Source organism: Bradyrhizobium sp. BR 1433, from assembly GCF_051547665.1.
GTDB lineage: Bacteria > Pseudomonadota > Alphaproteobacteria > Rhizobiales > Xanthobacteraceae > Bradyrhizobium > Bradyrhizobium australafricanum.
In genome coordinates, this window is record NZ_JBPUGG010000001.1 from 6431002 (window position 1) to 6452794 (window position 21793).

Consider the following 21793-nt stretch of genomic DNA (forward strand, 5'->3'; position numbering starts at 1 on the left):
CGCACCTCACGTCGGCATCGATATCCCCAATTCCTTCAGCGCGGCCATCATGCGCGCTGGCGGCTGCATGGGGATCACCATGGCCTTGCCGGTCTCCACGAGGCTCTTCAGGCTGGAGAGGATCGCCGGCCAGCCGGTGCGGCCGCCTGCGAGAATGTCGTCGCTGATCGGACGGTCATGCGATTGCAGCAAGGTCAGCTTCACGCCGTCGCCGGCCGGCTCGATCTCGTAGGTGACGAGCGTCGGCCCGAGCTTTTCGACCAGCTGCGGCCAGTTGACGTTGAAGGTCACGGTCAGCCGCTTCAAGGGATCGCACTCGATCACCTCGCCGGAGATGTGCAGCGCGCCGTCGGGCGTCCGCACGACGTAGGCGCCGCCGATCCGAAGGTCGACCTCGACCGCGTTGCCGGAGAAATACTGCCGACTGAATTCGGCAGTCGTCAAAGCCTGCCACACCTTCTCGGGCGTGGCGGCGATGTAGATCGCGTAGACGATTGCCGGTTTGAATTTCTCGATGTTCATGTCTGTACGCACCCGTCGATAGATTTTCATTGTCATTCGAAGCCGTCGATCCCGAGCGCGGCCGGCGGGATCGTGACCGCCTTGCCGGTCTCGAGCAGGCTCTTGAGTCCCGACAGGATCGCCGGCCAGCCCTTGGAAATGCCGTCGAGCAGCTTGCTGCCCGCACCGAAGCCCTCATGGGTCACGGTCAGCTTCACGATCTTGCCATGGGCCTCCAGCGTGAAGATCACCTTGGTCGCCGGCTCCTTGCGCATGTCCTCGTCGAGCACGTGCTTGAAGGTGTAGGCGAGGCGCCGCGGCCGGTCGGCCTCGAGAATCTCACCGGTGTCGGTGGTCTTGCCGCCCATCACCAGCGCGAGCGGCGAGCCGACCTTCCAGTCCGATTGCAGCTCGGTGTCGAACCAGTATTGCCGCGTGAACGCGCTCTTGGTCAGCGCGTCCCACAGTTTGTCCGGCGTGGTCTCGATGTAGGTGACGTAGGCGAATTCGGGCTTAGGCATGGTAGGCCTCCCTGGCGCCGCTGGTGAGCAGGTCGGCCGGCAGCTCGCGCCCGGTCTCGAGGAAGCTCTTCAGGCTTGCGATCACCATCGGCCAGCCGCCGGAGATGTCGCGCAGCGTCTTCGGACCCAGATTATCATGCGTCACGGTCAGCTTGACCACTTCGCCGTGGGGTTCGATGTCGAAGGTCACGCGCGAGACCTGTTCGCGCTCGACGCCTTCCTTCACCACGTCCCAGCTGTAGGCGAGCTTGTTCGGTGGATCGGCGATCAGCACCTCGCCCTGCACGCTGCGTCGCCCGTCCTTGGTAAGAGAATAAAGCGAGCCGACCTTCCAGTCGGAGCTGACGCGATAGCCGAACCAGAAGCGTTCGGTGAATTCGCTCGAGGTCAGCGCGTGCCACAGTTTCTCGGCCGTGGTCTCGATATAGGTGACGTAGACGTAGTCCGGTTTACGCATCACGCTTCTCCAATTGTCTTTTCAACTCGCTCAGCGCGGCGAGTTTCCCGCGCTCGAACTTCCTGATCCACCGCTCGCCGATCTGATGGATCGGAACCGGGTTGAGATAGTGCAACTTCTCGCGGCCATGCCTGATCGTGGTGACGAGGTTGGCCTCCTCGAGAATCACAAGGTGCTTGGTGACGGCCTGACGCGTCATGTCGAGGCCGTCGCAGAGCTCACCGAGCGTCTGCCCGTTCTGATCGTGAAGCCGGTCAAGCAGCGTTCGCCGTGAGGCATCCGCGAGGGCTTTGAAGACTTCATCCATGGGCAGGATAATAGGCAACCAAATGGTTGCATGTCAAGAGCGTGTGTTTTGGCATCGGCAGCGCCGTGCTAGCCTCGCCGGCAGCCAACGCAGATTGGCGTGGAACATTGGGTGGTGCGCATGGGCGGTCGCGTTACGGCAGTTTGCTGCACGTTGGTTCTTGTCCTGCTCGCGAATGATGCGAGCGCCCAGCAGAAGATCGGCGATCCGCCCGAAGCCTCCAACATGAGGCTGGTTGGAACCAACGATTTGCAGGCGCGCAGCGCCTATCAGCCGACGATCCATCATCAGGGCGACAGATGGATCGCCTATATCGGTCATCACGGCGGCACCGACGACATTCCCGATACCGTCAACCCGATGACCGGCAAGGCCGAGCCGAACGGCACCTCGATCGTCGACGTCACCGATCCCGCGCACCCGAAATATCTGCGGCACATTCCCGGACAGGAAGGCAAGTATGAATCCGGCGGCGCGCAGATGGTGCGGATCTGCGACGGCAAGGATCTGCCGAAGGGCGATCGCAACGCGGTCTACATGCTGCGCACCTTCGGCAGCGAGGCGCACGAGATCTGGAACGTCGCCGATCCCGCCAATCCGGCGCTCGTCACCCGGATCGGCGGCCTGAAGGACACGCACAAGAGTTTTTGGGAATGCGGCACCGGCATCGCCTTCCTGGTGTCGGGCGCGCCGGACTGGCGCACGCGGCGCATGACGCAGGTCTATGATCTCTCCGATCCCGCGCACCCCGTGAAGATCAGGGACTTCGGCCTGCCCGGGCAGGAGCCGGGCGCGACCGGCGCGGTGCCGACCGAACTGCACGGGCCGATCTCGACCGGGCCGCAGGGCAATCGCGTCTATTTCGGCTATGGCACCAACAAGGGCGGCTTCCTGCAGATCGTTCGACCGCGACAAGCTGCTGAACGGACCGAAGGAGCCGACGCCGGACAATCTGAAATTCCCGGAGATCGCGCGGATGCCGCTGTCCGCCATGAACGGCGCGCATACGGTGTTTCCGATGCCCGGCATGCCGATCGCCGAGTTCGCCCACGACAAGGATGGCAAGAGCCGCGACATCGTGATGATCGTCGACGAGGCGATCCAGAACGAATGTGGCGAGGCCCGGCAGATGGTGTGGTTCGCCGACGTCACCACCGAGGCGCGGCCGATGCTGATCTCGAGCTACACGGTGCCCGAGGCCTCCGGCGCGTTCTGCGCGCGCGGCGGCCGGTTCGGCTCGCATTCGTCGAACGAGAGCATGGCGCCGGTCTACTACAAGAAGCTGGCCTTCATCGCCTTCTTCAACGCCGGCGTCCGCGCGCTCGACATCCGCGATCCCTATCATCCCAGGGAAGTCGGCTACTTCATTCCCTCCATCACGGCGGCGACCGACAAGCGCTGCGTCACCATCGACGGCAAGGACCGCTGCAAGGTCGCGATCCAGACCAATAATGTCGAGACCGACGAGCGCGGCTACATCTACGCGGTCGACCGCGCCAACACCGGCCTGCATATTCTCGAACTGACCGGCGCGGCGCGCGCCGTCGCCGGTCTGCCGTGAGCGCGCGATGATGCGCTCCTGGCCGGTCATCGCGGCGATGGTCCTCGTGCTCGGCGGGCTCTCCGCAGTTGCGGGCTACGAGATGGCGCCGCCGCGCGCGGCCGCGTGGCGCGAGATCGCCTGGCCGTTCCCGCGCGACGGCTGGCCCGCCGGCCGCGCCTTCCGTTGCGGCGCGGCGGAGTGCGGTGACGACCTCGAGGTTTATCTCAGGCCAAAACTCGGCTTCTGCAACTGCGACAGCGGCGTCGCCGATGACGACGAGGTCGACCGCGTTTCCGACGTCGACATGATCAGCCCGCGCTTTGTGCCGCTGAAGGCCGGCGATGTCGTTGCTGTCGCCGATATGCCGGGGCGGATCAGGGTCTATGATCTCGAGATGCCCAACGGGAAGCGCACTGCGATCGGCATCGCGGTGTCGCATCGCTGCGACCTGATGGCGGTCGTGGCGCAGGGGAGCGGCGATGTTGGGCGCGTGCAAGGCGCGACGTTGAAATTTCTGGAGGGGCGAGAGATCAGGTCATGGATGATCGCGGCAATGGAAGGCCGTTGAGCGTGATCTCTCTTCACCTCGCCCCGCTTGCGGGGAGAGGTCGGATCGCATCGCCAGATGCGATCCGGGTGAGGGGTACAGGTCTAACGACTCGCACCGCCTGGCGGAGAGAGCCCCTCACCCCAACCCTCTAAGAGCGAGCTTCGCTCGTCTCGACCCCGCGAAGAACGGGGAGAGGCGGCGGGCCGCTTCCATGTTCGGCTCTTGCGTGCATAATGACGATAAGAAACAAACGAGCTCTCCCATGTCCCTGCAAGCCTATTTCGCCTTCGTCGCCGCCTGCATCGCGCTGGCGCTGCTGCCCGGTCCGATCGTCACGATGGTGATCGCCAACGGGCTGCGCTACGGCACGCGCGCCGCGCTCACCAACGTGCTGGGCGCGCAGGTGGGGCTTGCGATCGTGATCGGCACCGTCGCGGTCGGGCTGACCTCGCTGATGGCGACGATGGGCTACTGGTTCGACTGGGTGCGCTTTGCCGGCGCCGCCTATCTGGCCTGGCTCGGCTTCAAGCTGATCCGCTCGCCGGTCGAGGGCGTCAGCACCGACGACACGCCGCCGCCGCCGCGCGGCGGCTTCTTCCTGCAAGGCTTTCTGGTGCTGCTCTCGAACCCGAAGGTGCTGGTGTTCTTCGGCGCCTTCATCCCGCAGTTCATGGATATGGACAAGCCGCACGTTCCGCAGGTGGCGCTGCTCGGCCTCACCTTCATGGCGACCGCCGTGCTGACCGACGCCGCCTACGCCTTGGCGGCCGGCCGCGCCCGCAAATTCTTCTCCAAGGAGCGGACCCGGCTGATGTCGCGCATCTCGGGCGGCTTCATGATCGGCGGCGGCATCTGGCTGGCGCTGACCCGGGCGCGATAGACCCGCTGGGCGATAGCCTCAAGGTCGTCGTTGACAATGCCGCCGATTTCCAGCCTGGGCAAGCAGCGCAGACGTTTGCTCTAGCCCGGAGGCCGTCAGCCGTGCTTTGATCGGCGACGAAAATTAACCCCTCGTCCGGGGGCATGTCCTTGACCACCGATAGCATGGATCGGCGTCTGGCAGCGGTTCTGGCGGCCGATATCGCCGGCTACAGCCGGCTGATGGGAATCGACGAGGAAGGCACTCTGGCCAAGCTGAAGTCGGTCAGGCGGGCGTTGCTGGATCCAGCGCTGGCGGCACATCGCGGCCGCGTCGTCAAGACGACCGGCGACGGAATCCTCGTTGAATTCGCCAGCGCCGTCGACGCGGTGCGCGGTGCCGTCGAAGTGCAGCGCCGCATGGCCGATCAGAATGCTGCCGTGCCAACGGAGCAGCGGCTCGAATTCCGAATCGGAATCCACGTCGGCGACATCATCGTTGATGACAACGATATCTTTGGCGACGGCGTCAACATCGCAGCGCGCCTGGAGGGGATTGCCGAGCCGGGTGGCGTCTGCATTTCCGATGACGTGCAACGGCACATTCGCGGCAAGGTCGATGCAACCTTCGAGGACATGGGGCCGCAGGTCCTGAAGAATATTGCCGAGCCTATTCGGACATGGAGAGTTCGCGTCGGCGGCGCCTCCGCAGCGGCCGCGATCGCGAAGCACGCGTTCACTGCACCGGCTTCCCCAGCCGCGATTGCCGAGAAGGCCTCCATCGCGGTGCTGCCGTTCCAGAATATGAGCGGTGATCCGGAGCAGGAATACTTTGCCGACGGCGTCGTCGAGGACATCATTACCGCGCTGTCGCGCTTCAGATCGCTGTTTGTGATCGCGCGCAATTCAAGCTTCACCTACAAGGGGAAGTCCGTCGACATCAAGCAGGTCGGGCACGAGCTCGGTGTGCGATACGTGCTGGAGGGATCAGTGCGCAAGTCGAGCGGCCGCGTTCGGATCACCGCGCAACTGATCGAGGCCGGCAGCGGGACGCATCTCTGGGCGGACAGGTTCGACGGCGAACTGAGGGATGTGTTCGACCTGCAGGACCAGGTCACCGCGAATGTCGTCAGCATCATAGCTCCGAAGATCCAGCAGAGCGAAATCGAACGAACCCGAACCAAGCCGACCGACCGTCTCGATAGCTACGATCTCTTTCTGAGAGGCATTGCGGCCTATGCAGATCGCTCCAAGTGGGGCGACGCTGAACTCGGCGAGTGGTTCAACAAGGCCTGCGGGCTTGATCCGAACTATGCAGCCGCTCAGGTCATGCTGGCCTATTCGTCACTGCTGAAACAGACCACGCGCGGCACGCCCCCCGGCGCGCAGGAGTTGGCGGAGGCGCTGCGGATCGCCGAATTCGCCTGCGTGCTGGCGAGCGACGATCCGTTCGTGCTGGCGCGCGCGGCTCACATGTTTTCCTATCTCGGCCACGACTACGATCGCGCCGAGACCATGATCGAAGAGGCGATCTCGCTCAATTCGAATGATGCTGCGGCGTGGGGATATCGCGGCTGGATTTCGCTCATGTGCGTCCAGCCGGCACGCGCGATCGAAAGTTTTGAGCACAGACTCCGGCTCAGCCCGATCGATCCCGGGCGGGCGTCCATGTGGAACGGAATCAGTTTCGCGCATTTCATGCTCGGTCAGTATGAGCAGGGCCGTGCGGCCGCCGCCAAGGCGCTGGTGATCGGTGAAGACGCGCACACGCTCAGCGCGTTGATCATGAACGAGGTCGGCTCGGGGCACCTCGACGAGGCGCGCGTCATCGCCGGCCGGCTGCTCAAGCTGCGGCCCGATTTCCGCGCGTCCTACGCGCGGCAGAATTTTCCGACCAGATCCGCCGAATGGGGCGACCGCATGGTCGCCGTGCTGTGTGAGGCCGGCATACCGGCGTAGGAATTCCTGGATCTATGCATTCCAGACGCGACGCTGTCTCGAGGCCGCGAATGGGCGCTTGATCCTACGCCACGATCCGCTCGACCACGTCGCGCACCAGGCCCGTCAGCAGCTCGAGCTTGTATCCGGTCATCGGCAGCGACCTGGCTCCCGAGATCGCCAGCTCGGTGGCTTGCGCGATGGTCGCCGCGTTAATCTGCTTACCCTGCAGCGCCGCCGCGGACGCGGTCAGACGCAGCGGGACCGGGGCGATGCCGCCGGCGGCGATGTGGACCTGCTGGAACGCGCCGCCGGAGATCACCGCACGCACGCAGATCTCGACCAGCGGCCATTCCGCATGCGTCCGGCTGATGGCGCGCTTGTACAGCGCGCGCTCGCCGGCCAGCGGAACGGGGAGCTCGATCCGCTCGATGCGTTCGCCCGGTGCAAGCAGATTGTCGGCCGCGCCGTTGCTGCCGTCGCCGAGCAGCTCGGAGATCGACAAGCCGCTGCGCCGATCGGTGGTGACCTTCGCATCATAGGCGAGCAGCGCCATCGCCATCGTCGACGGATGCGGCGCGACGCATGGGCCGAGATCGAACGCGACGTGATAGAGGTGGTTGCCGGATCGCGCCGGGCAGTCGGGGCCGCCCTTCTTGAGACAGGCGATCTGCGGATTGCGGAAATACCAGCAGCGCGAGCGCTGGGCGAGGTTGCCGCCGAGCGTCGCCATGTGCCGGATCTGCGGCGTGGCGAGGCCCTGCGCGGCTGCGGCGATGCCGGGGTAAGCCTCGGCGAGCCGCGGATCGGATGCGATCGCAGCGATCGTGGTCAGGGCGCCGATGCGGGCCGAGCCGTCCGCATTCCACGCAACGCCGATCGTATCGGGACTGGCGGCGAGATCGATGATCGAGCCGCACGACAGGCCGCTGCGGCGGCGCTCCGACAGATCGGTGCCGGCGGCGCGGAATTCGGGCGCGGAGATGACGTCTGCAGTCGCGACACTCATGCGGCGTCCCTCCCCTTCAGCGCGGCGACGATGCGGTCGGGCCGGATCGGAATCTCGGTGAGGCGGACGCCGATCGCGTTGTGGATCGCGTTGGCGACGGCGGCCGAGGTCGGCACCGTCGACGCCTCGCCGATGCCGACGCTGTTGCCGAGGACATGGTCGAAGCCGGCTTCGTCGAAATGGACCTCGATCTCCGGCGTGTCGGCGATCCCAGGGATGCGATAATCCTCCATTCCCGCGGTCAGGACGTCGCCGCTGGTCGGATCAAGCTCGCGCGCCTCGTAGAGCGCGTAGCCGAGGCCCTGGATCACCGCGCCGCAAGCCTGGCTGCGCGCCAGCGCGGGCGCTGCGATCTTGCCGACCGCGATGCCGGTATGCACGTTGAGCACGCGGACATGGCCGAGCCAGGTGTCGACCTCCACCTCGATCACCTGCACCGAGCTCGGCACGCCGGCGCCGACCGCGATGTTCGAGAAGCGGCGCATCATCCAGCCGAACACCATGCCCATCAGGCCGACTTCGCGCAGCGGCGAGCGGATGCCGGGCGCAGTGTTCTTGCCGTCCTCGCCGCGCGTCTCCACCATTGCGATGTCGGGCGAGCGCGCGATCAGCTCGCGCCAGGGCGCGTTCGAGCCGGGCGCCGGCTTTCGCGTGGCCTGTTCGAGCATCGCGGCCTTCAGCTTCCGCACCGCCTGCAGCGTCGGCGGCATCACCGAGGCGGTGACGCGGCTGCCGCCGGAGCCGGGGCCTTCGGGCAGCGAAGAATCGCCGATCCGCACATCGATCTCACCGGGTTCGAGATCGAACTCGCGCGCGATCGCGTCGGCAAGCACGCTGCGGGTGCCGGTGCCGATGTCCTGCGTCGCCGTGCTAGCAACGATGCGGCCGCCCCTGACCGCGACCTCGACCTTCACCTTCGGCTGCCACAGATAGAGCCAGTAGCCCGTCGCGACCCCGATGCCGCGGCGATAGCGCCCGTTCTGCGCCGGCTTGTGGTTGCGCCAGATCTCGAGCCCTGATGCCCAATCGTAGAGCCGCTGCCGGTTGGGATCGGGATCCCAGCGCTTGCGCAAGGCGATCGGATCGACGTTGAGCCGCAGCGCGGCCTCGTCGATCGATTGCTCCACGGCGAATGCCATCGGCGGACCGCCGGGGCCGCGGAAGGCGGCGCCGGGCGGCAGATTGCTGATGACGTCAAAATCCGAAAGGTCCTTCGCCTCGGCCGGATAGATCAGCCGCGCCAGTGCCGCGATGGTCGAGTTGGTCGCGGCCCCGGTATCGGCATGCGCGGTGACCGAGAGCGCCTTCAGGCCGCCTTGCTCGGAAGGTAGCAGCGCGACCTTCAACTCCGCGGCCGGCCGATAACCGGCGACCGAGAGTTCTTCCTGGCGATCATAGGCGACCCGCACCGGCGCTTTCGCCGCGCGGGCCAGCTCGATCGCGGCAATCGTCTCGGTGCCGAGGCTCGCCTTCGAGCCGAAGCCGCCGCCGACATGCTCGGCGATCACGCGGACCTTGTCGTGATCGAGCTTGTAGCGTTTTGCGATCTGCTCCTTCAGGTGAAACACCTGCTGGGTCGAGGCGTGCAGGGTCAGCCGGTCGCCGTCGAAGCGCGCCACCGCGGCATGGGGCTCGAGACAGGCATGCTGCTGCGTGGCGGTGCGGAAGGTCGCTTCGACGAGCAGCTTGCTGTTGGCCTGGCGCGCCTGGTCCACCCAGTTGCGGGCCTTCTTGGCGCGGGTCGAGAACACCGCGGTCGGCCCGCGGATGTTCTGCTTCCAGGGCGCCGGCCCGCCGGCCGCTTCCGAGACGTTGCCGGCCCGCTTGCGGCTCGCCTTGTCGAACACCACGGGCGCATCATCCTTGCGTCCGGCGTCGAGCCCGATCACGGCGGGCAGGCGCTCGCTGGTCAGCTTGATCGCGGCCAGCGCGGCCAGCGCCGTCTTGCGGTCCGGAGCTGCGACCGCCGCAATCGGCTCGCCGACATAGCGCACGATGTGGTCGTCGCCGAGCAGCGACACCGCACTAACGCCGCGGAGCGCGCGCGCCGGCGCGAGATCGAGCGTGGTGATGCGCGCATGCGCCTCGCGCGAGCGCAGGATCAGGCCTTCGAGCTGGCCGTCATGATGGATGTCGACGGTGTATTTCGCCGCGCCCGTCACCTTGTCGCGCGCCTCGATGCGGGGCGCCGTGACATGATCGCCGTCGAAGCGGCCGGCGCAGGCGTCCGCCACCGCACGGAAGATCCCGTCATAGGCGCCGCAGCGGCAGAGATGGCCGGACAGCGCCGCGCCGATCTCCTCGCGCGACGGCACCGCCGTTCCCCTGGTCGCGCGCCAGTTGTCGCAGAACGCGGTCGCTTCCACGATGAAGCCGGGCGTGCAGAAGCCGCATTGCAGGGCGTCATGCGCCATGAACGCCTTCTGCACCGGATGCAGCCCGGACGCGCCGATGGCTTCCACCGTCGTCACCGATTTGCCGGCGGCGGCGTGTGCCGGCATCAGGCAGCTTGCGACCGGCGCGCCGTCGACCAGCACGGTGCAGGCGCCGCAGACGCCGGCGCCGCAGACGAGCTTGGTGCCGGTGAGCTTGAGCTGGTCGCGCACGATGTCGATCAAGAGCGCATCGGGATCATCGGGCAGGGATTCGACGCGGCCATTGACGGTCGTCGTGCTCATGGATGTCCTCCAGTTGTCCTGCGTGTCGGCCTCTTGGGGATTGCCGCCCTCTTGACGTACGGCTTCTGCGGTTTCGGCAAGGATTTGGACTTGAATTTCGGCTTGGCGCCGGCGCAGAGCGTCCGCACGATGATCGCCATGTCCTTCAGGAACGCTTCCGCCGGCTGCATCGCCGGATACTGCGACTTCGCTGCGTGAATCGACATTTCGACCAGCCGCGCGAACTCGGCCGGCGTCAGGTCCTGCGGCAGCGCAAGCTGCTGCTTGCGCACGACCCGCGCGACCGTCGCGACCATGCGCTCAGCATAGCGCGCAGCGTAGGTCTGGAAGAGGTCGCGCGCATGCACGAGGTGCTCGGAATACAGTTCCTCGAGATGCGGCGAGCCGTCCAGCGACCCGATCATGGTCGACATCCGCGCGGTCATGCCCGCGGCGAGGATGTCGCCGAGATCGCCGCCCGCGGTCTCTGCCGCGGCAAGGGCGGTCTCCTCGGCCGCGATCGCGGATTCATGCACGCGCTCGATCACGGCGCGGAACAGCGCTTCCTTGGATTCGAAGTGGTGATAGAGCGCCTGCCGCGTCAGGCCGGCCGCCTCGGCGACCTGCTCGATCGAGGAGCGCCGAAAGCCGTGCCGGCGGAACACCAGCATGGTGGCATCGAGGATGCGGGTTTTCGGTCCCATTTGACGATTTTGACAAGTATAGAAAAACTGTCAAATCGCGATTTGGTGAGGAGGCGGTGCTGGGCTTGATCACCATTCCGCGAGGCCGCCGCGCGGCCGGCGCCCATGTGAACCGCCTTGCGAATGGTCGCGTCGAAGAAACGTGGAGCTCCAAAGATGACCTTCTGGTCCGGAGCTTGCGAGGATACGCACATGACCCAGGTCTTTTTCCATTGCTCGACCACGCACGGGGTGCTGATGGATCGCCGCGGCACCTCGGTGACAAGCCTCTCGGAGGCCTGCGAGGCGGCGACGTGCATGATGCGATCGCTGGTCGCAACGGTCAGCCTGGAAGACTGGCGCGACTGGGTCGTGCATGTCAGCGACGAGTCCGGCGAGGAGATCGTGATCCTGTCCTTCGCATCCGTGCTCGGCAAGCCGCACTGAGAGGGCGCCATGCTGTCACCGCACGCATCATTGCTCCTTCTGCGCGACAGCTGGAACGCGATTACGGCGGGCTTGCAGAATCTGATCGCGCGAATTCGCGATCCCTACCGGCCCGAGCTGCACTACATGCGCGGACCGGGTCCCAAATGGCATGCCAAGCATGCCGTGCGAGCCGCGCCGGCCGGTTGAACGCGGCGCTGTTCAGCTCTCGCTTCTCGCCGGGCGGTACATCTCGCGCCGCCACGCCGCCGGGCTGACGCCGACCACGGCGGAAAACACCCGCGTGAAGTGGCTTTGATTGGCAAAGCCGGCCGAAATCGCGATCTCGGACAGCGACAGGTCGCGCGCCGCCATCAGCTGCTTGGCCACCTTCAGGCGCTGCTGAAGCAGCCATTGGTGCGGTGGCATGCCGGTGGAGATGCGGAAGGCGCGCGAAAAATGGCCGACCGACAGATCGAGCTCGGCCGCAATCTGCTTCAGCGAAATCTTCCCGCTGAGGTCGGATTCGAGCTTTTCGCAGGCGCGGTTGATCTGCCAGGCGGCGAGGCCGCCACGGGTCGGTCCGGTCGGATGTTGTATTCCGCCATAGGTCCGGGTGACGTGCGCGGTCAGCGCCAGCATCATGTGATCGATGAACAGCTGGTTGGTTTCGTCCGGCCGGCGCAATCCCTCGCGCAGCAGCGCCCCGACGTGACGAATGACGCCATCGTCGTGACCGGTGCCGATTTCGCAGGTCAGTTCACCGATGCGCGGCGAGCCGGTCTGTTCTGCGAAATCAGTGAGCGCCGAGCGCGGCAGATAGAAGAACAGCGAGTGGAACGGCTTGTCGATCACGTAGCGCGGATCGCGTTTGAGATCGTAGAGATAGGTCGCGCCCGCCGGGATATCCCGCTTCATGAGGCACTTGCCGCCCTCCCACAATTCGCAGTCCGGATAATCGTGCAGCTTCAGGCTGACCAGAAAGGCATCCTCGGCGGTGAGCGATCCGGACAGCCCGGGCACCGGGTTGTCGTCCCGGGTTTCGGTGACCGCGAGTTCGGCGCTGCGCAGCGTGCGCGTGATCAGCGCCGGCGGCGTATCCCTCAGGCGTAGGAATTGCCCGAGCCGCTGCCCGTAGGCGCCCGCCTGTGCCATGCGTGTTGAGTCCATCATTGATGTGCAGCCGGGCAGGGACTTGTCAGTCAGCCTGCGAAGCCGTCACTCATTATCCGGGATTGCTGCGGCGCAGTCCAGTTGTCTCACGCGATCATGAACGATGCTGCCGGTCGTTCAGCGCAATGCGATTCCGGAATGAATTCAACTGCTTTGGTCCAATCGACCGTGCCGGACGCAGAAATGTCGCAGCTGCGCGCTTGGCGCAGAATTGGGCAAAGCATGGCCGTTTCAGGAAAGACATTCGAGCTGCGCGGCGCTTAGGTCCGGCAGGCAGTTCCGCGCCTCATGGGTCCGACAGACCGGCCCGCAAGGAGGGAGCGCATGAGCCTTCAAACGCGAGCACAGGTGATGAGTAAGCCGATCCTGCACGATCCTTTGCGGGATTTGCCCGCCGCATCCGATGCGCGGCAGGCCGAGGCGCCGGCCGGTCCGCGCTGCCCGGCCGGCCAGGAGATGGCCCGCGTGCTCAAGACGCAGCCGCTTCGCATGGCGGCCGACCCGTCGAGCGGCGCGATCGCCTATTGGAAGCATGACGCGCTGCACGACGTGGTCAGGCCGATGGTCGACCACGTCGTCATGAGCTATCCCGCAGGCTCGCAGCGGCTGGAGCGGCGCACCGGCAGGGTGGCTTCGATCGGAACGGCCCGGTCCGGGGTCGTGACGATCATCCCGGCCGGCTCGAGCTCGCGCTGGGATATTCACCAGTCGGTGCATGTCGTTCAGCTCTATCTTCCGCATGCGACGCTGGCGCGCGTCGCCGGCGAGGCCGACACCGCCGCTCCCGGCGATCTGCTGGAGCGCACCGGGCATCCCGATCCGATTACATCGCGGTTGCTGCTGAGCGCCGCTGATGCACTCGAGGGCAGCGCGGCGCTGGATGCGCTGTTCCGGCAGCAACTGACGGATCTTTTGGCCACGCGCCTGCTGTCGGCGCACGCCGGCGTGCCTGCGACCGTGCAGGTGACCGTAGGCGGTCTTGCGCCGACGGCGCTGCGCCGCGCCATCGAGCGATTGCGCTCGGACAGCGATGCGGACGTCTCGCTCGCGGCGCTGGCGGCGGACGCCGGCCTGTCGCGCTTTCACTTCTGCCGCGCCTTCAAGGAAAGCACCGGGCTCTCGCCGCATGCCTGGCTGCGCCAGCACCGGCTCGAGCAGGCCATGAACATGCTGCGCGACACCGACGCATCCGTGGTCTCGATCGCGGCGGCGCTCGGCTACAGTTCGCAGACCGCGTTCGCGGCCGCGTTCAGGAAGCTGACCGGCGAAACCCCGAGCGATTGGCGGCGCCGTCTGCGGTAGAGCGTTTTCGAGCAAAGAACCGAAAATGCTCTAGCCGCAATCGCTCTTCAGGTCAGGCAATCGCTCTGGGGCACTCATACGGCCAATTCGCTAGATCACCGTGGCGCCCACGCCAACAACGGAGACAAGCGATGGCCTGGAAGGATTTCGGTAGCTCCCTTGCAGTCACGCGGCGACGCCGGGTTCTCGCGACTGCACTGATGTACGGGCTTACGCTCACCGTCCGCTTCACGTCGGCAACCGGCGAGGATGCCGATGCGCCGGCGCAGGCCGTTCAGGGCGCCGATGCCATGACGTCGGTGATGATCAGCGACGCCGCCCAGGCGCTCTACCGCGATTGGCTCCCGAGCGCCGCGCTGCCGATCGGCCTTCACCATGGAGCGCTGTCGGGCGCGAGAGGCTGCCGCGCAGCCTGCATGCCCGGGGCGCGCACGCCGTTCCTGTCGAGCTGCGCCCGGCAATAGGCGCTCGCCTTTCCACCTCTTCACGTCGCCGATCGCGACAGGCTTCGCCGCAAGCGGCAGGCAGCGACGGCAACGCGCGGACATCAGAGACTGTCAACCCAGAGGAGATACCCATGCGAATTGTCATCATTGGCGCCGGCTTTGCCGGCATGTATGCCGCGCTCTCCGCAGCCCGCCTGCGCGACATCAAGGGCGTTTCGCCCGAGGAACTCGAGATCGCCCTGGTCGCGCCGGAGCCGACCCTGGTGGTCCGCCCGCGGCTCTACGAGCCGAAGCCGGAGACGCTGACCGCGCCGCTGCTCGACGTCTTCAACGCGATCGACGTCGTCTATGTGCAGGGCAGCGCCGAAGCCGTCGACACCAAGGCCCGCACCGTACAGATCGTCACCGCCAAGGACGCGCGCAAGACGCTGCCTTACGATCGCCTTGTGGTGGCGACCGGCAGCCGGCTGTTCCGTCCGAACGTGCCCGGCCTCGCCGAGCATGGCTTCAGCGTCGACAATCTTGCGGACGCGATCGCGCTCGACCGCCATCTGCACGACCTCGCCAAGCAGCCGGCATCAGTGGCGCGCGACACTGTCGTTGTTGCCGGCGGCGGCTTCACCGGCATCGAAGCGGCGACCGAGATGCCGGCGCGGCTCCGGGACATTCTCGGCAGCGACGCCAAGCCGCGCGTCGTCATCGTCGATCGCAACGCCGCGATTGCACCCGACATGGGCGAGGGCCCGCGCCCGATCATCGAGGACGCGATGCGCAAGCTCGGCGTGGAAGGCCGCTTCGGTGCCGGCGTCGCCGAGGTCAGCAAGTCCGGCGTCACGCTCTCCAGCGGCGAGCATATCGAGGCCGCGACCGCGGTCTGGGCGGCGGGCATTCGCGCCGCGCCGCTGACCACGCAGATCCCGGCGGAACGCGACAATTTCGGCCGGCTGCTGGTCGATCGTGATCTGCGCGTGCCGTCGGTCGCGGGCGTGTTCGCCACCGGCGATGCGGCGCGCGCTGCATGCGACGATGTCGGCAATTACGCGCTGATGTCGTGCCAGCACGCGACGCGGATGGGCGCCTTTGCCGGCAACAACGCCGCGGCCGAGCTGCTCGGTGTCCCGACCAGGCCGTATCACCAGAAGGCCTATGTCACCTGCCTCGACCTCGGCGAGGCCGGTGCGCTGTTCACCCGCGGCTGGGAGCGCAAGGTCGAGATGGTCGGCGACGTCGCCAAGAGGACCAAGCGGGAGATCAACACCGTCTGGATCTATCCGCCGCGCGCCGAGCGTGCCGCGGCGCTCGCATCCGCCGATCCGGAGCACGTCACCGAAGTCTGACGCTGAGCTCGGCGAGAGCACCGCAACTGCGATCATCGCTTCCGCGCACGGCGTCGTTCGATCGCTGTGCGCGGAACTGACTCGAAGTATCGCGGAGCGAAACGCAGTTTAGAATCGTCCTTAGAAGCGCTCGAAAAATCTGAGGCGCATTGACGCAGTTTCGCTGCGTTCACGTTGCGAGCTCGCAACACCATCGGCGATAAGCCCAACACTGGATGTGTTCTAATCACCGATCAGCTGCGTACGTCTTTCATCGTGTTAGTGACGGCGAGGATGAAGGCGATGTGAGTTGACGGGGGTCGGATGTTTCGTCGCACTGCGCTGGCGGCCAGGTACATGGCCGGCAGCGGTTTGTTCGTGCTGAGTGTGGTGATGCCGCGAGAAAGCGTTGCGCAATCGGCGCTGCCGCCGGTGACGGTCGAGGCGCCGAAACAACAGCAGCAGGCGCGGCGGACGCTGCCGGCGCGACGCGCGGCGCGTCCTGCACGTACGACGCCGCGATTGATCGCGAACCGGGCGCCCGCGCAGAACGTTCCAGCACCGGGGGCGAGTGGCGGTGGAGAGCGGGGCAACGGGCCCGTCACCGGCTATCTCGCAAGCCAGAGCGTCACCGCAACCAAGACCGACAGCCCGGTCCTGACGACGCCGCAGTCGATCTCGATCGTCACCCAGGATCAGATCCAGGCGCAGGGTGCGCAGAACATCACCGAAGCACTGCGTTACACGCCTGGCGTGACGATCGAAAGTTTTGGCGCCAACGCGTTCTTCGACGAGTTCAAGCTGCGGGGCTTCACCGCGCCGCGCTATCTCGACGGGTTGCGGCTGCCGACCGACACCACGACCTTCGCGGTCCCGCGCATCGAGACCTATGGTCTCGAGCGCATCGAGGTCCTGAAGGGCCCGTCATCCGGCCTGTATGGACAATCCGATCCGGGCGGCCTGTTGAACCTGGTCAGCAAGCGCCCCACCGAGACGCCGCATTACGAGATCGAGGGATCGTTCGGCTCGTTCGATCGCTTCCAGGGCGCCTTCGATATCGGCGGTCCGGCCGACAAGGACGGCCGGTTCCTTTACCGCATCGTCGGCCTTGGCCGCGACAGCAACAGCCAGACCGACTTCGTTCAGGACAACAAGCTGTTCATCGCGCCGAGCTTCACCTGGCGCCCGACCTACGACACCAGCTTCACCGTGCTCTCGCAGTACCAGAAGGTCGACAACAAGGGTTACCAGCAATACGTCCCGGGACAGGTGTCCTTCCTGCCCAACCCCAACGGACATATTCCCTACAGTCGTTACCTCGGCGAGCCCGGGCTGGACGGCTATCATCTCGAGCAGTTCGCGGTCGGCTATGCGTTCGAGCATCGCTTCGACAACATCTTCCAGTTCCGGCAAAACCTCCGCTACACCCAGGTCAGCAACGACCTCGCATCGGTGCGGACCGAGGGCATGGTGACGGATCGTCTGGTCGCGCGCACCTACAACTACGTCAAGGCGAATGCCGCCAATGTCGCGCTCGACAATCAGCTGCAGGCGGATTTCGCGACCGGGCCGCTGGTCCACAAGGTGCTGGCCGGCGTCGACTACTTCGACCTGTGGGCGAATACCGACTATCGCACGACGCCGATCGCGCCGATCGATGCCTATAGTCCGGTCTACGGCACCGCCGTTCCGTCAGCCAGCTCGCTGGCGCCGTTCATTCTGCGCGACGACAGGCAATCGCAGCTCGGCGCCTATCTGCAGGATCAGATCAAGCTCGATCGCTGGACGCTGACCATGAGCGGCCGCCAGGACTGGGTCAGCTCCGGCTTCACCAGCATGGCGTTCTATCCGCCGGCCGGCCATTATTCGCGCGATGACTCGGCGCAAACCGGGCGCATCGGCCTGAGCTACCTGTTCGATATCGGCCTCGCGCCCTATGTCAGCTACGGGACCTCGTTCACGCCCAACCTCGGCGCCGACAGCGCCGGCCGATCGTTCAGGCCGACGACAGGCGAGGGCGCGGAGGTCGGCGTCAAGTTCAAGCCGAACGGCTCGAACTTCATGGTGACGGCGGCGGCGTTCGATATCCGTCAGCAGGACGTGCTGACGGCCGATCCCTTGAATCCGCTGTTCAACGTGCAGACCGATGCCGTGCGTGTCCGCGGCCTCGAACTCGAGCTGAAGGGCAATCTCACGCGCGAGTTCGAGATCACGGCGGGATACACCCATCTCGACCCGCGGGTGACGACGAGCATCGCCGGCTATGCCGGCAAGTACATGATGAACACGGCGCAGGACCAGGGCGCGGTCTGGGGCAAGTATACCTGGTATGACGGCGCGCTTGCGGGCCTTGGGCTCGGCCTCGGCGTGCGCTATGTCGGCGAGACCTACGGCGACAACTTCAATACCTTTGTCATTCCCTCCTATGCCTTGCTCGATGCGTCGGTCAGCTACGACTTCGCTTATCTGCGGCCGGACCTGAAGGGCTGGAAGGCACAGGTCAACGTGACCAACCTGACCGACCACTTCTACGTTGCATCCTGCCTCACCGGGCTTCCCTATTGCGGCCTCGGCAATGGCCGCACGGTGCTGGGCACGATGAAGTACACCTGGAACTAAAGCATGATCCGGAAAAGTGCTAAGCGGTTTTCCGAAAAGATCATGCTTCAACAAGAGGCTAAAGCTCGATGACGATCCAACCTGATCTCATCGCGCTTTAGGTAACGAAATTGACTGCGACGACCAGATCCTTGCGGCGATGGGGCGCTGTCCATAAATGGACCAGCCTCATCTGCACGTTGTTCATGCTGCTGCTCTGCATCACCGGCCTGCCGCTGATCTTCCACGAGCAGATCGACGATCTCCTGCACAGCCAGGTCAAGCCGGCCGACGTGCCGCCAGGCACGCCGCCGGCCAATCTGGACCGTCTGCTCGGCAACGCGCTGGCGCAGGCGCCCGGAAAGGTGCCTCACTTCCTGATCTGGGATCGCGACGATCCGAGCGCGATGTTCGTCAGCGTCGGCCCGACCATCGATGCCGATCCGACCAACAATTTGCTGATCCGGATGGACACCCATACCGGTGCCTATCTCGATGCGCCCGACGTGACCGGCCGCTTCACCTACATCATGTTGAAGCTGCACACCGACATGTTCGCGGGCCTGCCCGGCAAGCTGTTCCTCGGATTGATGGGGATCCTGTTCTGCGTCGCGATCATCTCCGGCATCGTGGTCTATGCGCCGTCGATGCGGAAGCTGCGCTTCGGCGCCTACCGCGCGCAGCGGACCCGTGTCGTGCGCTGGCTCGACGTCCATAATCTCGCGGGCATCCTGCTCGTCGCCTGGACGCTGGTCGTCGGCTTCACCGGGGTGATCAACACCTGGGCCGACCTCGTGCTCAAGATGTGGCAGTTCGGCCAGCTCGCCGAAATGACCGCGCAGTACAAGGACCGGCCGGTGCCGTCGAAGCTGACCTCGCTGAATGCGGCGGTCGAAGTGGCCACCCATGCGGTGCCCGGCATGACGCCGAGCTTCGTCGCCTTCCCGGGAACCCTGTTCAGCAGCAAGAGCCACTACGCCGTGTTCCTGCATGGCGATACGCCGCTGACTTCGCGGCTGCTGAAGCCGGCGCTGATCGACGCGGAAACCGGCAAGCTGACCGATACAAGGGATATGCCCTGGTATGTGACGACCCTGTTCGTCTCGCAGCCGCTGCATTTCGGCGACTATGGCGGCATGCCGCTCAAGATCGTCTGGGCGCTGCTCGACATCCTGACCATCTTCATCCTGGTGACCGGCGTGTACCTGTGGATGCGCCGCCGCAAGGCGGGCGTAAGCGAGGAACGCGCGATCGCCAACGCCGCCTCCATCGACAACCCCGCATTATCGTCGTGACGTCAGCATGGTCTCGCATCGTTCATTGACCCAGATCTTCGCCGCCCCGCTCGTCATCGCGATCGTGAGCGCGGTCGGATTGATCAGCGCGCTGGTCGGCGACGGCTGGTGGGATGCAGTCTCGTGGGCCGGGCTCGGCCTGCCTCTCCTGCTCTATCTGGTGTTCATCTGGCGGCGCCAGCCGAATTGATCGGGTTCGCTTGATCGCGCTTCGAACCGGCCGGGCAATCGGCAAAGCCGGTCCAATCGGAATATGCCGATCCCTGCGGTGTCTCATCCGCGGAGATGCGCAAGAAGCCGAACCAGCAATCGAATAAGCAGTCGCGGCCGCGCAGGTGTCTGGCGTGTGGCGTCGCGCCGGCATTGTAAGATGACAGGTCTTCACTCCGGGAGCCCCGCCATGCGTAGCGGGTTGACCAATGCATCCAGGTCGCCTTGTCGGCGATACGGAAGCAGCCTGGCCCAGCGGGCCAGGCTGAAATTGGGGTGGCCCGCCAGCAAGTCGCCTGAGATCATGCGCGCGTCATCTTGCCGGCCGAGATTCCAGAGCGCCGCTATGAGTGTCGACTGCGCGGTCAGCCAGAGCGGCCGCTGCCTCAGGACGCGCGATGCTATATCGTGCGCCGCCGCGAAATCTCCGAGATGAAATCTTGCGCGCGCTTCGTCGACCATGGATTCGTTGCGCTCAATCGGACTGAGCCGTTGGGCGTGTTCCTCGTAGAGGACGGCTTTTCGGAAATTGCCGGCGTAGCCGTGGTACATGCCCGCCATGTGATGGGCGTCAGAGCTGCTGGGAGCGAGGCTGATCGCGGTTTCTCCTGCTGCCACGGCCTCATCATGACGACGTTGATAGGTACGAACATAGCCGATCACCAGGTATGCTTCCCCGAAGCTGGGGTCGGCGGCGAGAGCCCGATCAGCGCAGCCCAGTGCGGCTTGATACGCTTCATTTTCATCCTTGATCCAACCGAAGCGCGCCTGGTCAGTCAAGGTCAGACCCAGCAAGTAGAGCGCCGGCATAAACGAGGCATTGATCTCGAGCGCCTGTTCAAAGAGCTTCCGGGCCTGTGCGTGAGTTTGCCTTGCGAAATTAACGTACAGGGCGCGTCCCTTCAAAACATACTCATAAGCCAGCGGACTGCCCGAGCGCTTTCTCCACACCCTTGCGCGTTCGCCGACCGTCAACTGGACCTCAAGCGCTTCGACGATCTCTTGCGTAATTCGGTCCTGGAGATCGAACACGTCGTCCAGGTCTCCGTCAAAGCGATCCGCCCAGAGATGACCGCCGTCTCGACCATCAATCAACTGCGCCGTCAACCTGATGCGATTGCCGATCTTTCGAACGCTCCCCTCCAGCAGATAACGAGCACCCAGGATCTGCCCGATTTCGCGAATGTCCCGGTTCTGTCCCTTGAACGCGAAGCTCGAGTTGCGAGCTATCACCATCAATTCCTGAATCTTCGACAGGGTCGTAAGGACGTCTTCCGCGATCCCGTCCGCGAAATACTCCTGCTCGTTGTCGCCGCTCATGTTCTGGAACGGCAGCACCGCGATGGAGGGCTTTCCCGAAAACGGGCGCATGTGATGCGATTTGGCAGGAGCCGGATGGCGCTCAGGTGAAGTTCTGGCGCCAATCTTCATTCGCCAGGCGCGGATCGGCTCAGTGATGTTTTTCAGATTCTGTTGGCCCATGTCTTCGAAGGCTGCATCGACCTTGCTCCGGATCTGCCGGTAGGCGTCGTCAGACAGGCATATGCCGCCCGGGTCCGCGATGTTCTCCAGCCGCGCGGCGATGTTGACGCCGTCGCCGAAAATGTCGTCGTTGTCGATGATGATGTCGCCGACGTGAATGCCGATGCGAAATTCGATCCGCTGCTGTTGCGGTGCGGATGCGTTGAGCTCCGCCATCCTGCCCTGAACCTCTACAGAGCTGCGCACTGCGTCGACGGCGCTGCCGAATTCGACCAGCATGCCGTCGCCGGTCGTTTTGACGATGCGGCCTCGATGAGCGGCGATCGTTGGATCAATGAGATCTTTCTGGCCGCCTTGAGCCGCGCGAGCGTGCCTTCCTCGTCCGCTCCCATCAGGCGACTGTAGCCGGCGACATCTGCCGCCAGCACTGCTGCCAGTCGCCTTTCCACTCGCTCGGGCGCCACGGACTACCCTAACTTGGAAGTTCAACCCAGCCAATTAAAGCACGTCGAGCTGGCTTC

20 protein-coding genes and 1 pseudogene are annotated in these 21793 nt (G+C 65.1%); 12 read left to right on the forward strand and 9 right to left on the reverse strand.

Annotated elements, in window-relative coordinates; all coding sequences use genetic code 11:
* Positions 1-6: 6 nt before the first annotated feature.
* The 4 genes from ACSKB9_RS31025 to ACSKB9_RS31040 are packed head-to-tail and all read right to left on the reverse strand — an operon-like array spanning position 7 to position 1786.
* The gene (locus ACSKB9_RS31025) at positions 7-522 is read right to left on the reverse strand and encodes an SRPBCC family protein (RefSeq protein ID WP_438077857.1); all 516 of its coding nucleotides are present in this window, start codon (positions 520-522) and stop codon (positions 7-9) included.
* 32 nt (positions 523-554) lie between these two features.
* Positions 555-1022, reverse strand: coding sequence for an SRPBCC family protein (locus tag ACSKB9_RS31030; RefSeq protein ID WP_438077859.1), 468 nt, complete (start codon positions 1020-1022; stop codon positions 555-557).
* Complete coding sequence (locus ACSKB9_RS31035; RefSeq protein ID WP_438077861.1) at positions 1015-1479, reverse strand: SRPBCC family protein; 465 nt, start codon at positions 1477-1479, stop codon at positions 1015-1017. Before ACSKB9_RS31035 ends, ACSKB9_RS31030 begins: the two co-directional genes overlap by 8 nt.
* The gene (locus tag ACSKB9_RS31040; RefSeq protein WP_438077863.1) at positions 1472-1786 is read right to left on the reverse strand and encodes an ArsR/SmtB family transcription factor; all 315 of its coding nucleotides are present in this window, start codon (positions 1784-1786) and stop codon (positions 1472-1474) included. Before ACSKB9_RS31040 ends, ACSKB9_RS31035 begins: the two co-directional genes overlap by 8 nt.
* Before the next feature lie 120 nt (positions 1787-1906).
* On the opposite strand from ACSKB9_RS31040, the pseudogene ACSKB9_RS31045 reads away from it, so the two are divergent.
* From ACSKB9_RS31045 to ACSKB9_RS31060, 4 genes and pseudogenes are all read left to right on the forward strand, one after another.
* Positions 1907-3347: pseudogene (locus ACSKB9_RS31045) on the forward strand (LVIVD repeat-containing protein).
* Positions 3348-3354: 7 nt separating this feature from the next.
* Positions 3355-3897, forward strand: a complete 543-nt coding sequence (locus ACSKB9_RS31050; protein WP_283064424.1) for a hypothetical protein — start codon at positions 3355-3357, stop codon at positions 3895-3897.
* Between the two features lie 244 nt (positions 3898-4141).
* Positions 4142-4759 (forward strand): LysE family translocator, encoded by a 618-nt coding sequence (locus tag ACSKB9_RS31055; protein WP_438077865.1) that lies wholly within the window; start codon positions 4142-4144, stop codon positions 4757-4759.
* Positions 4760-4902: 143 nt separating this feature from the next.
* The gene (locus tag ACSKB9_RS31060; protein WP_438077867.1) at positions 4903-6696 is read left to right on the forward strand and encodes an adenylate/guanylate cyclase domain-containing protein; all 1794 of its coding nucleotides are present in this window, start codon (positions 4903-4905) and stop codon (positions 6694-6696) included.
* Between the two features lie 64 nt (positions 6697-6760).
* On the opposite strand, the gene ACSKB9_RS31065 is transcribed toward ACSKB9_RS31060, so the two are convergent.
* Genes ACSKB9_RS31065 through ACSKB9_RS31075 form a run of 3 tightly spaced genes read right to left on the reverse strand, consistent with a single transcriptional unit; the run spans position 6761 to position 11045 of the window.
* Positions 6761-7684, reverse strand: a complete 924-nt coding sequence (locus ACSKB9_RS31065; RefSeq protein WP_438077869.1) for an FAD binding domain-containing protein — start codon at positions 7682-7684, stop codon at positions 6761-6763.
* Positions 7681-10362 carry a molybdopterin-dependent oxidoreductase gene (locus ACSKB9_RS31070; RefSeq protein ID WP_438077871.1) on the reverse strand — a complete coding sequence of 894 codons (2682 nt, stop codon included), beginning with the start codon at positions 10360-10362 and terminating at the stop codon, positions 7681-7683. The genes ACSKB9_RS31065 and ACSKB9_RS31070 overlap by 4 nt, the downstream gene beginning before the upstream one ends.
* Complete coding sequence (locus ACSKB9_RS31075; RefSeq protein WP_438077873.1) at positions 10359-11045, reverse strand: TetR/AcrR family transcriptional regulator; 687 nt, start codon at positions 11043-11045, stop codon at positions 10359-10361. Before ACSKB9_RS31075 ends, ACSKB9_RS31070 begins: the two co-directional genes overlap by 4 nt.
* Positions 11046-11237: 192 nt before the next feature.
* Between ACSKB9_RS31075 and ACSKB9_RS31080 the strand changes: the two genes are divergently transcribed.
* Positions 11238-11471: a DUF6894 family protein gene (locus tag ACSKB9_RS31080; RefSeq protein ID WP_028333132.1), complete on the forward strand. Its 234-nt coding sequence runs from the start codon at positions 11238-11240 to the stop codon at positions 11469-11471.
* A gap of 9 nt (positions 11472-11480) precedes the next feature.
* Positions 11481-11660, forward strand: a complete 180-nt coding sequence (locus ACSKB9_RS31085; RefSeq protein WP_438077875.1) for a hypothetical protein — start codon at positions 11481-11483, stop codon at positions 11658-11660.
* Between the two features lie 12 nt (positions 11661-11672).
* Here ACSKB9_RS31085 and ACSKB9_RS31090 read toward each other — a convergent pair whose 3' ends face one another.
* Positions 11673-12605, reverse strand: a complete 933-nt coding sequence (locus ACSKB9_RS31090) for a helix-turn-helix domain-containing protein (protein ID WP_438077877.1) — start codon at positions 12603-12605, stop codon at positions 11673-11675.
* 369 nt (positions 12606-12974) lie between these two features.
* Here ACSKB9_RS31090 and ACSKB9_RS31095 point away from each other — a divergent pair, with 369 nt between their 5' ends.
* From ACSKB9_RS31095 to ACSKB9_RS31120, 6 genes are all read left to right on the forward strand, one after another.
* Positions 12975-13925, forward strand: coding sequence for a helix-turn-helix transcriptional regulator (locus ACSKB9_RS31095; RefSeq protein WP_438077879.1), 951 nt, complete (start codon positions 12975-12977; stop codon positions 13923-13925).
* 131 nt (positions 13926-14056) lie between these two features.
* Entirely contained in the window at positions 14057-14389 is a 333-nt protein-coding gene (locus ACSKB9_RS31100; RefSeq protein ID WP_253604139.1) for a hypothetical protein, read from the forward strand.
* A 113-nt stretch (positions 14390-14502) separates the two neighbouring features.
* Positions 14503-15708 carry an NAD(P)/FAD-dependent oxidoreductase gene (locus ACSKB9_RS31105; RefSeq protein ID WP_438077881.1) on the forward strand — a complete coding sequence of 402 codons (1206 nt, stop codon included), beginning with the start codon at positions 14503-14505 and terminating at the stop codon, positions 15706-15708.
* A 336-nt stretch (positions 15709-16044) separates the two neighbouring features.
* Positions 16045-18306 (forward strand): TonB-dependent siderophore receptor, encoded by a 2262-nt coding sequence (locus tag ACSKB9_RS31110; RefSeq protein ID WP_438080476.1) that lies wholly within the window; start codon positions 16045-16047, stop codon positions 18304-18306.
* Positions 18307-18437: 131 nt separating this feature from the next.
* On the forward strand, positions 18438-19580 hold the full coding sequence (locus ACSKB9_RS31115; RefSeq protein WP_438077883.1) for a PepSY-associated TM helix domain-containing protein: 1143 nt from the start codon (positions 18438-18440) through the stop codon (positions 19578-19580).
* 7 nt (positions 19581-19587) lie between these two features.
* Complete coding sequence (locus ACSKB9_RS31120) at positions 19588-19770, forward strand: hypothetical protein (RefSeq protein ID WP_438077885.1); 183 nt, start codon at positions 19588-19590, stop codon at positions 19768-19770.
* Between the two features lie 191 nt (positions 19771-19961).
* On the opposite strand, the gene ACSKB9_RS31125 is transcribed toward ACSKB9_RS31120, so the two are convergent.
* A complete protein-coding gene (locus ACSKB9_RS31125; RefSeq protein WP_438077886.1) occupies positions 19962-21551 on the reverse strand; it encodes an adenylate/guanylate cyclase domain-containing protein in 1590 nt (529 codons plus the stop codon).
* Between the last annotated feature and the right edge of the window lie 242 nt (positions 21552-21793).

What these genes read in the sequence shown, in the direction of transcription:
- ACSKB9_RS31035 (WP_438077861.1), bottom strand. Translation starts at nt 1,479, where the DNA reads ATGCGTAAACCGGACTACGTCTACGTCACCTATATCGAGACCACGGCC.
- ACSKB9_RS31095 (WP_438077879.1), top strand. Translation starts at nt 12,975, where the DNA reads ATGAGTAAGCCGATCCTGCACGATCCTTTGCGGGATTTGCCCGCCGCA.
- ACSKB9_RS31055 (WP_438077865.1), top strand. Translation starts at nt 4,142, where the DNA reads ATGTCCCTGCAAGCCTATTTCGCCTTCGTCGCCGCCTGCATCGCGCTG.
- ACSKB9_RS31025 (WP_438077857.1), bottom strand. Translation starts at nt 522, where the DNA reads ATGAACATCGAGAAATTCAAACCGGCAATCGTCTACGCGATCTACATC.
- ACSKB9_RS31075 (WP_438077873.1), bottom strand. Translation starts at nt 11,045, where the DNA reads ATGGGACCGAAAACCCGCATCCTCGATGCCACCATGCTGGTGTTCCGC.
- ACSKB9_RS31085 (WP_438077875.1), top strand. Translation starts at nt 11,481, where the DNA reads ATGCTGTCACCGCACGCATCATTGCTCCTTCTGCGCGACAGCTGGAAC.
- ACSKB9_RS31050 (WP_283064424.1), top strand. Translation starts at nt 3,355, where the DNA reads ATGATGCGCTCCTGGCCGGTCATCGCGGCGATGGTCCTCGTGCTCGGC.
- ACSKB9_RS31030 (WP_438077859.1), bottom strand. Translation starts at nt 1,022, where the DNA reads ATGCCTAAGCCCGAATTCGCCTACGTCACCTACATCGAGACCACGCCG.
- ACSKB9_RS31110 (WP_438080476.1), top strand. Translation starts at nt 16,045, where the DNA reads ATGGCCGGCAGCGGTTTGTTCGTGCTGAGTGTGGTGATGCCGCGAGAA.
- ACSKB9_RS31080 (WP_028333132.1), top strand. Translation starts at nt 11,238, where the DNA reads ATGACCCAGGTCTTTTTCCATTGCTCGACCACGCACGGGGTGCTGATG.
- ACSKB9_RS31105 (WP_438077881.1), top strand. Translation starts at nt 14,503, where the DNA reads ATGCGAATTGTCATCATTGGCGCCGGCTTTGCCGGCATGTATGCCGCG.
- ACSKB9_RS31120 (WP_438077885.1), top strand. Translation starts at nt 19,588, where the DNA reads ATGGTCTCGCATCGTTCATTGACCCAGATCTTCGCCGCCCCGCTCGTC.
- ACSKB9_RS31065 (WP_438077869.1), bottom strand. Translation starts at nt 7,684, where the DNA reads ATGAGTGTCGCGACTGCAGACGTCATCTCCGCGCCCGAATTCCGCGCC.
- ACSKB9_RS31070 (WP_438077871.1), bottom strand. Translation starts at nt 10,362, where the DNA reads ATGAGCACGACGACCGTCAATGGCCGCGTCGAATCCCTGCCCGATGAT.
- ACSKB9_RS31125 (WP_438077886.1), bottom strand. Translation starts at nt 21,551, where the DNA reads ATGCTGGTCGAATTCGGCAGCGCCGTCGACGCAGTGCGCAGCTCTGTA.
- ACSKB9_RS31100 (WP_253604139.1), top strand. Translation starts at nt 14,057, where the DNA reads ATGGCCTGGAAGGATTTCGGTAGCTCCCTTGCAGTCACGCGGCGACGC.
- ACSKB9_RS31040 (WP_438077863.1), bottom strand. Translation starts at nt 1,786, where the DNA reads ATGGATGAAGTCTTCAAAGCCCTCGCGGATGCCTCACGGCGAACGCTG.
- ACSKB9_RS31060 (WP_438077867.1), top strand. Translation starts at nt 4,903, where the DNA reads ATGTCCTTGACCACCGATAGCATGGATCGGCGTCTGGCAGCGGTTCTG.
- ACSKB9_RS31090 (WP_438077877.1), bottom strand. Translation starts at nt 12,605, where the DNA reads ATGGCACAGGCGGGCGCCTACGGGCAGCGGCTCGGGCAATTCCTACGC.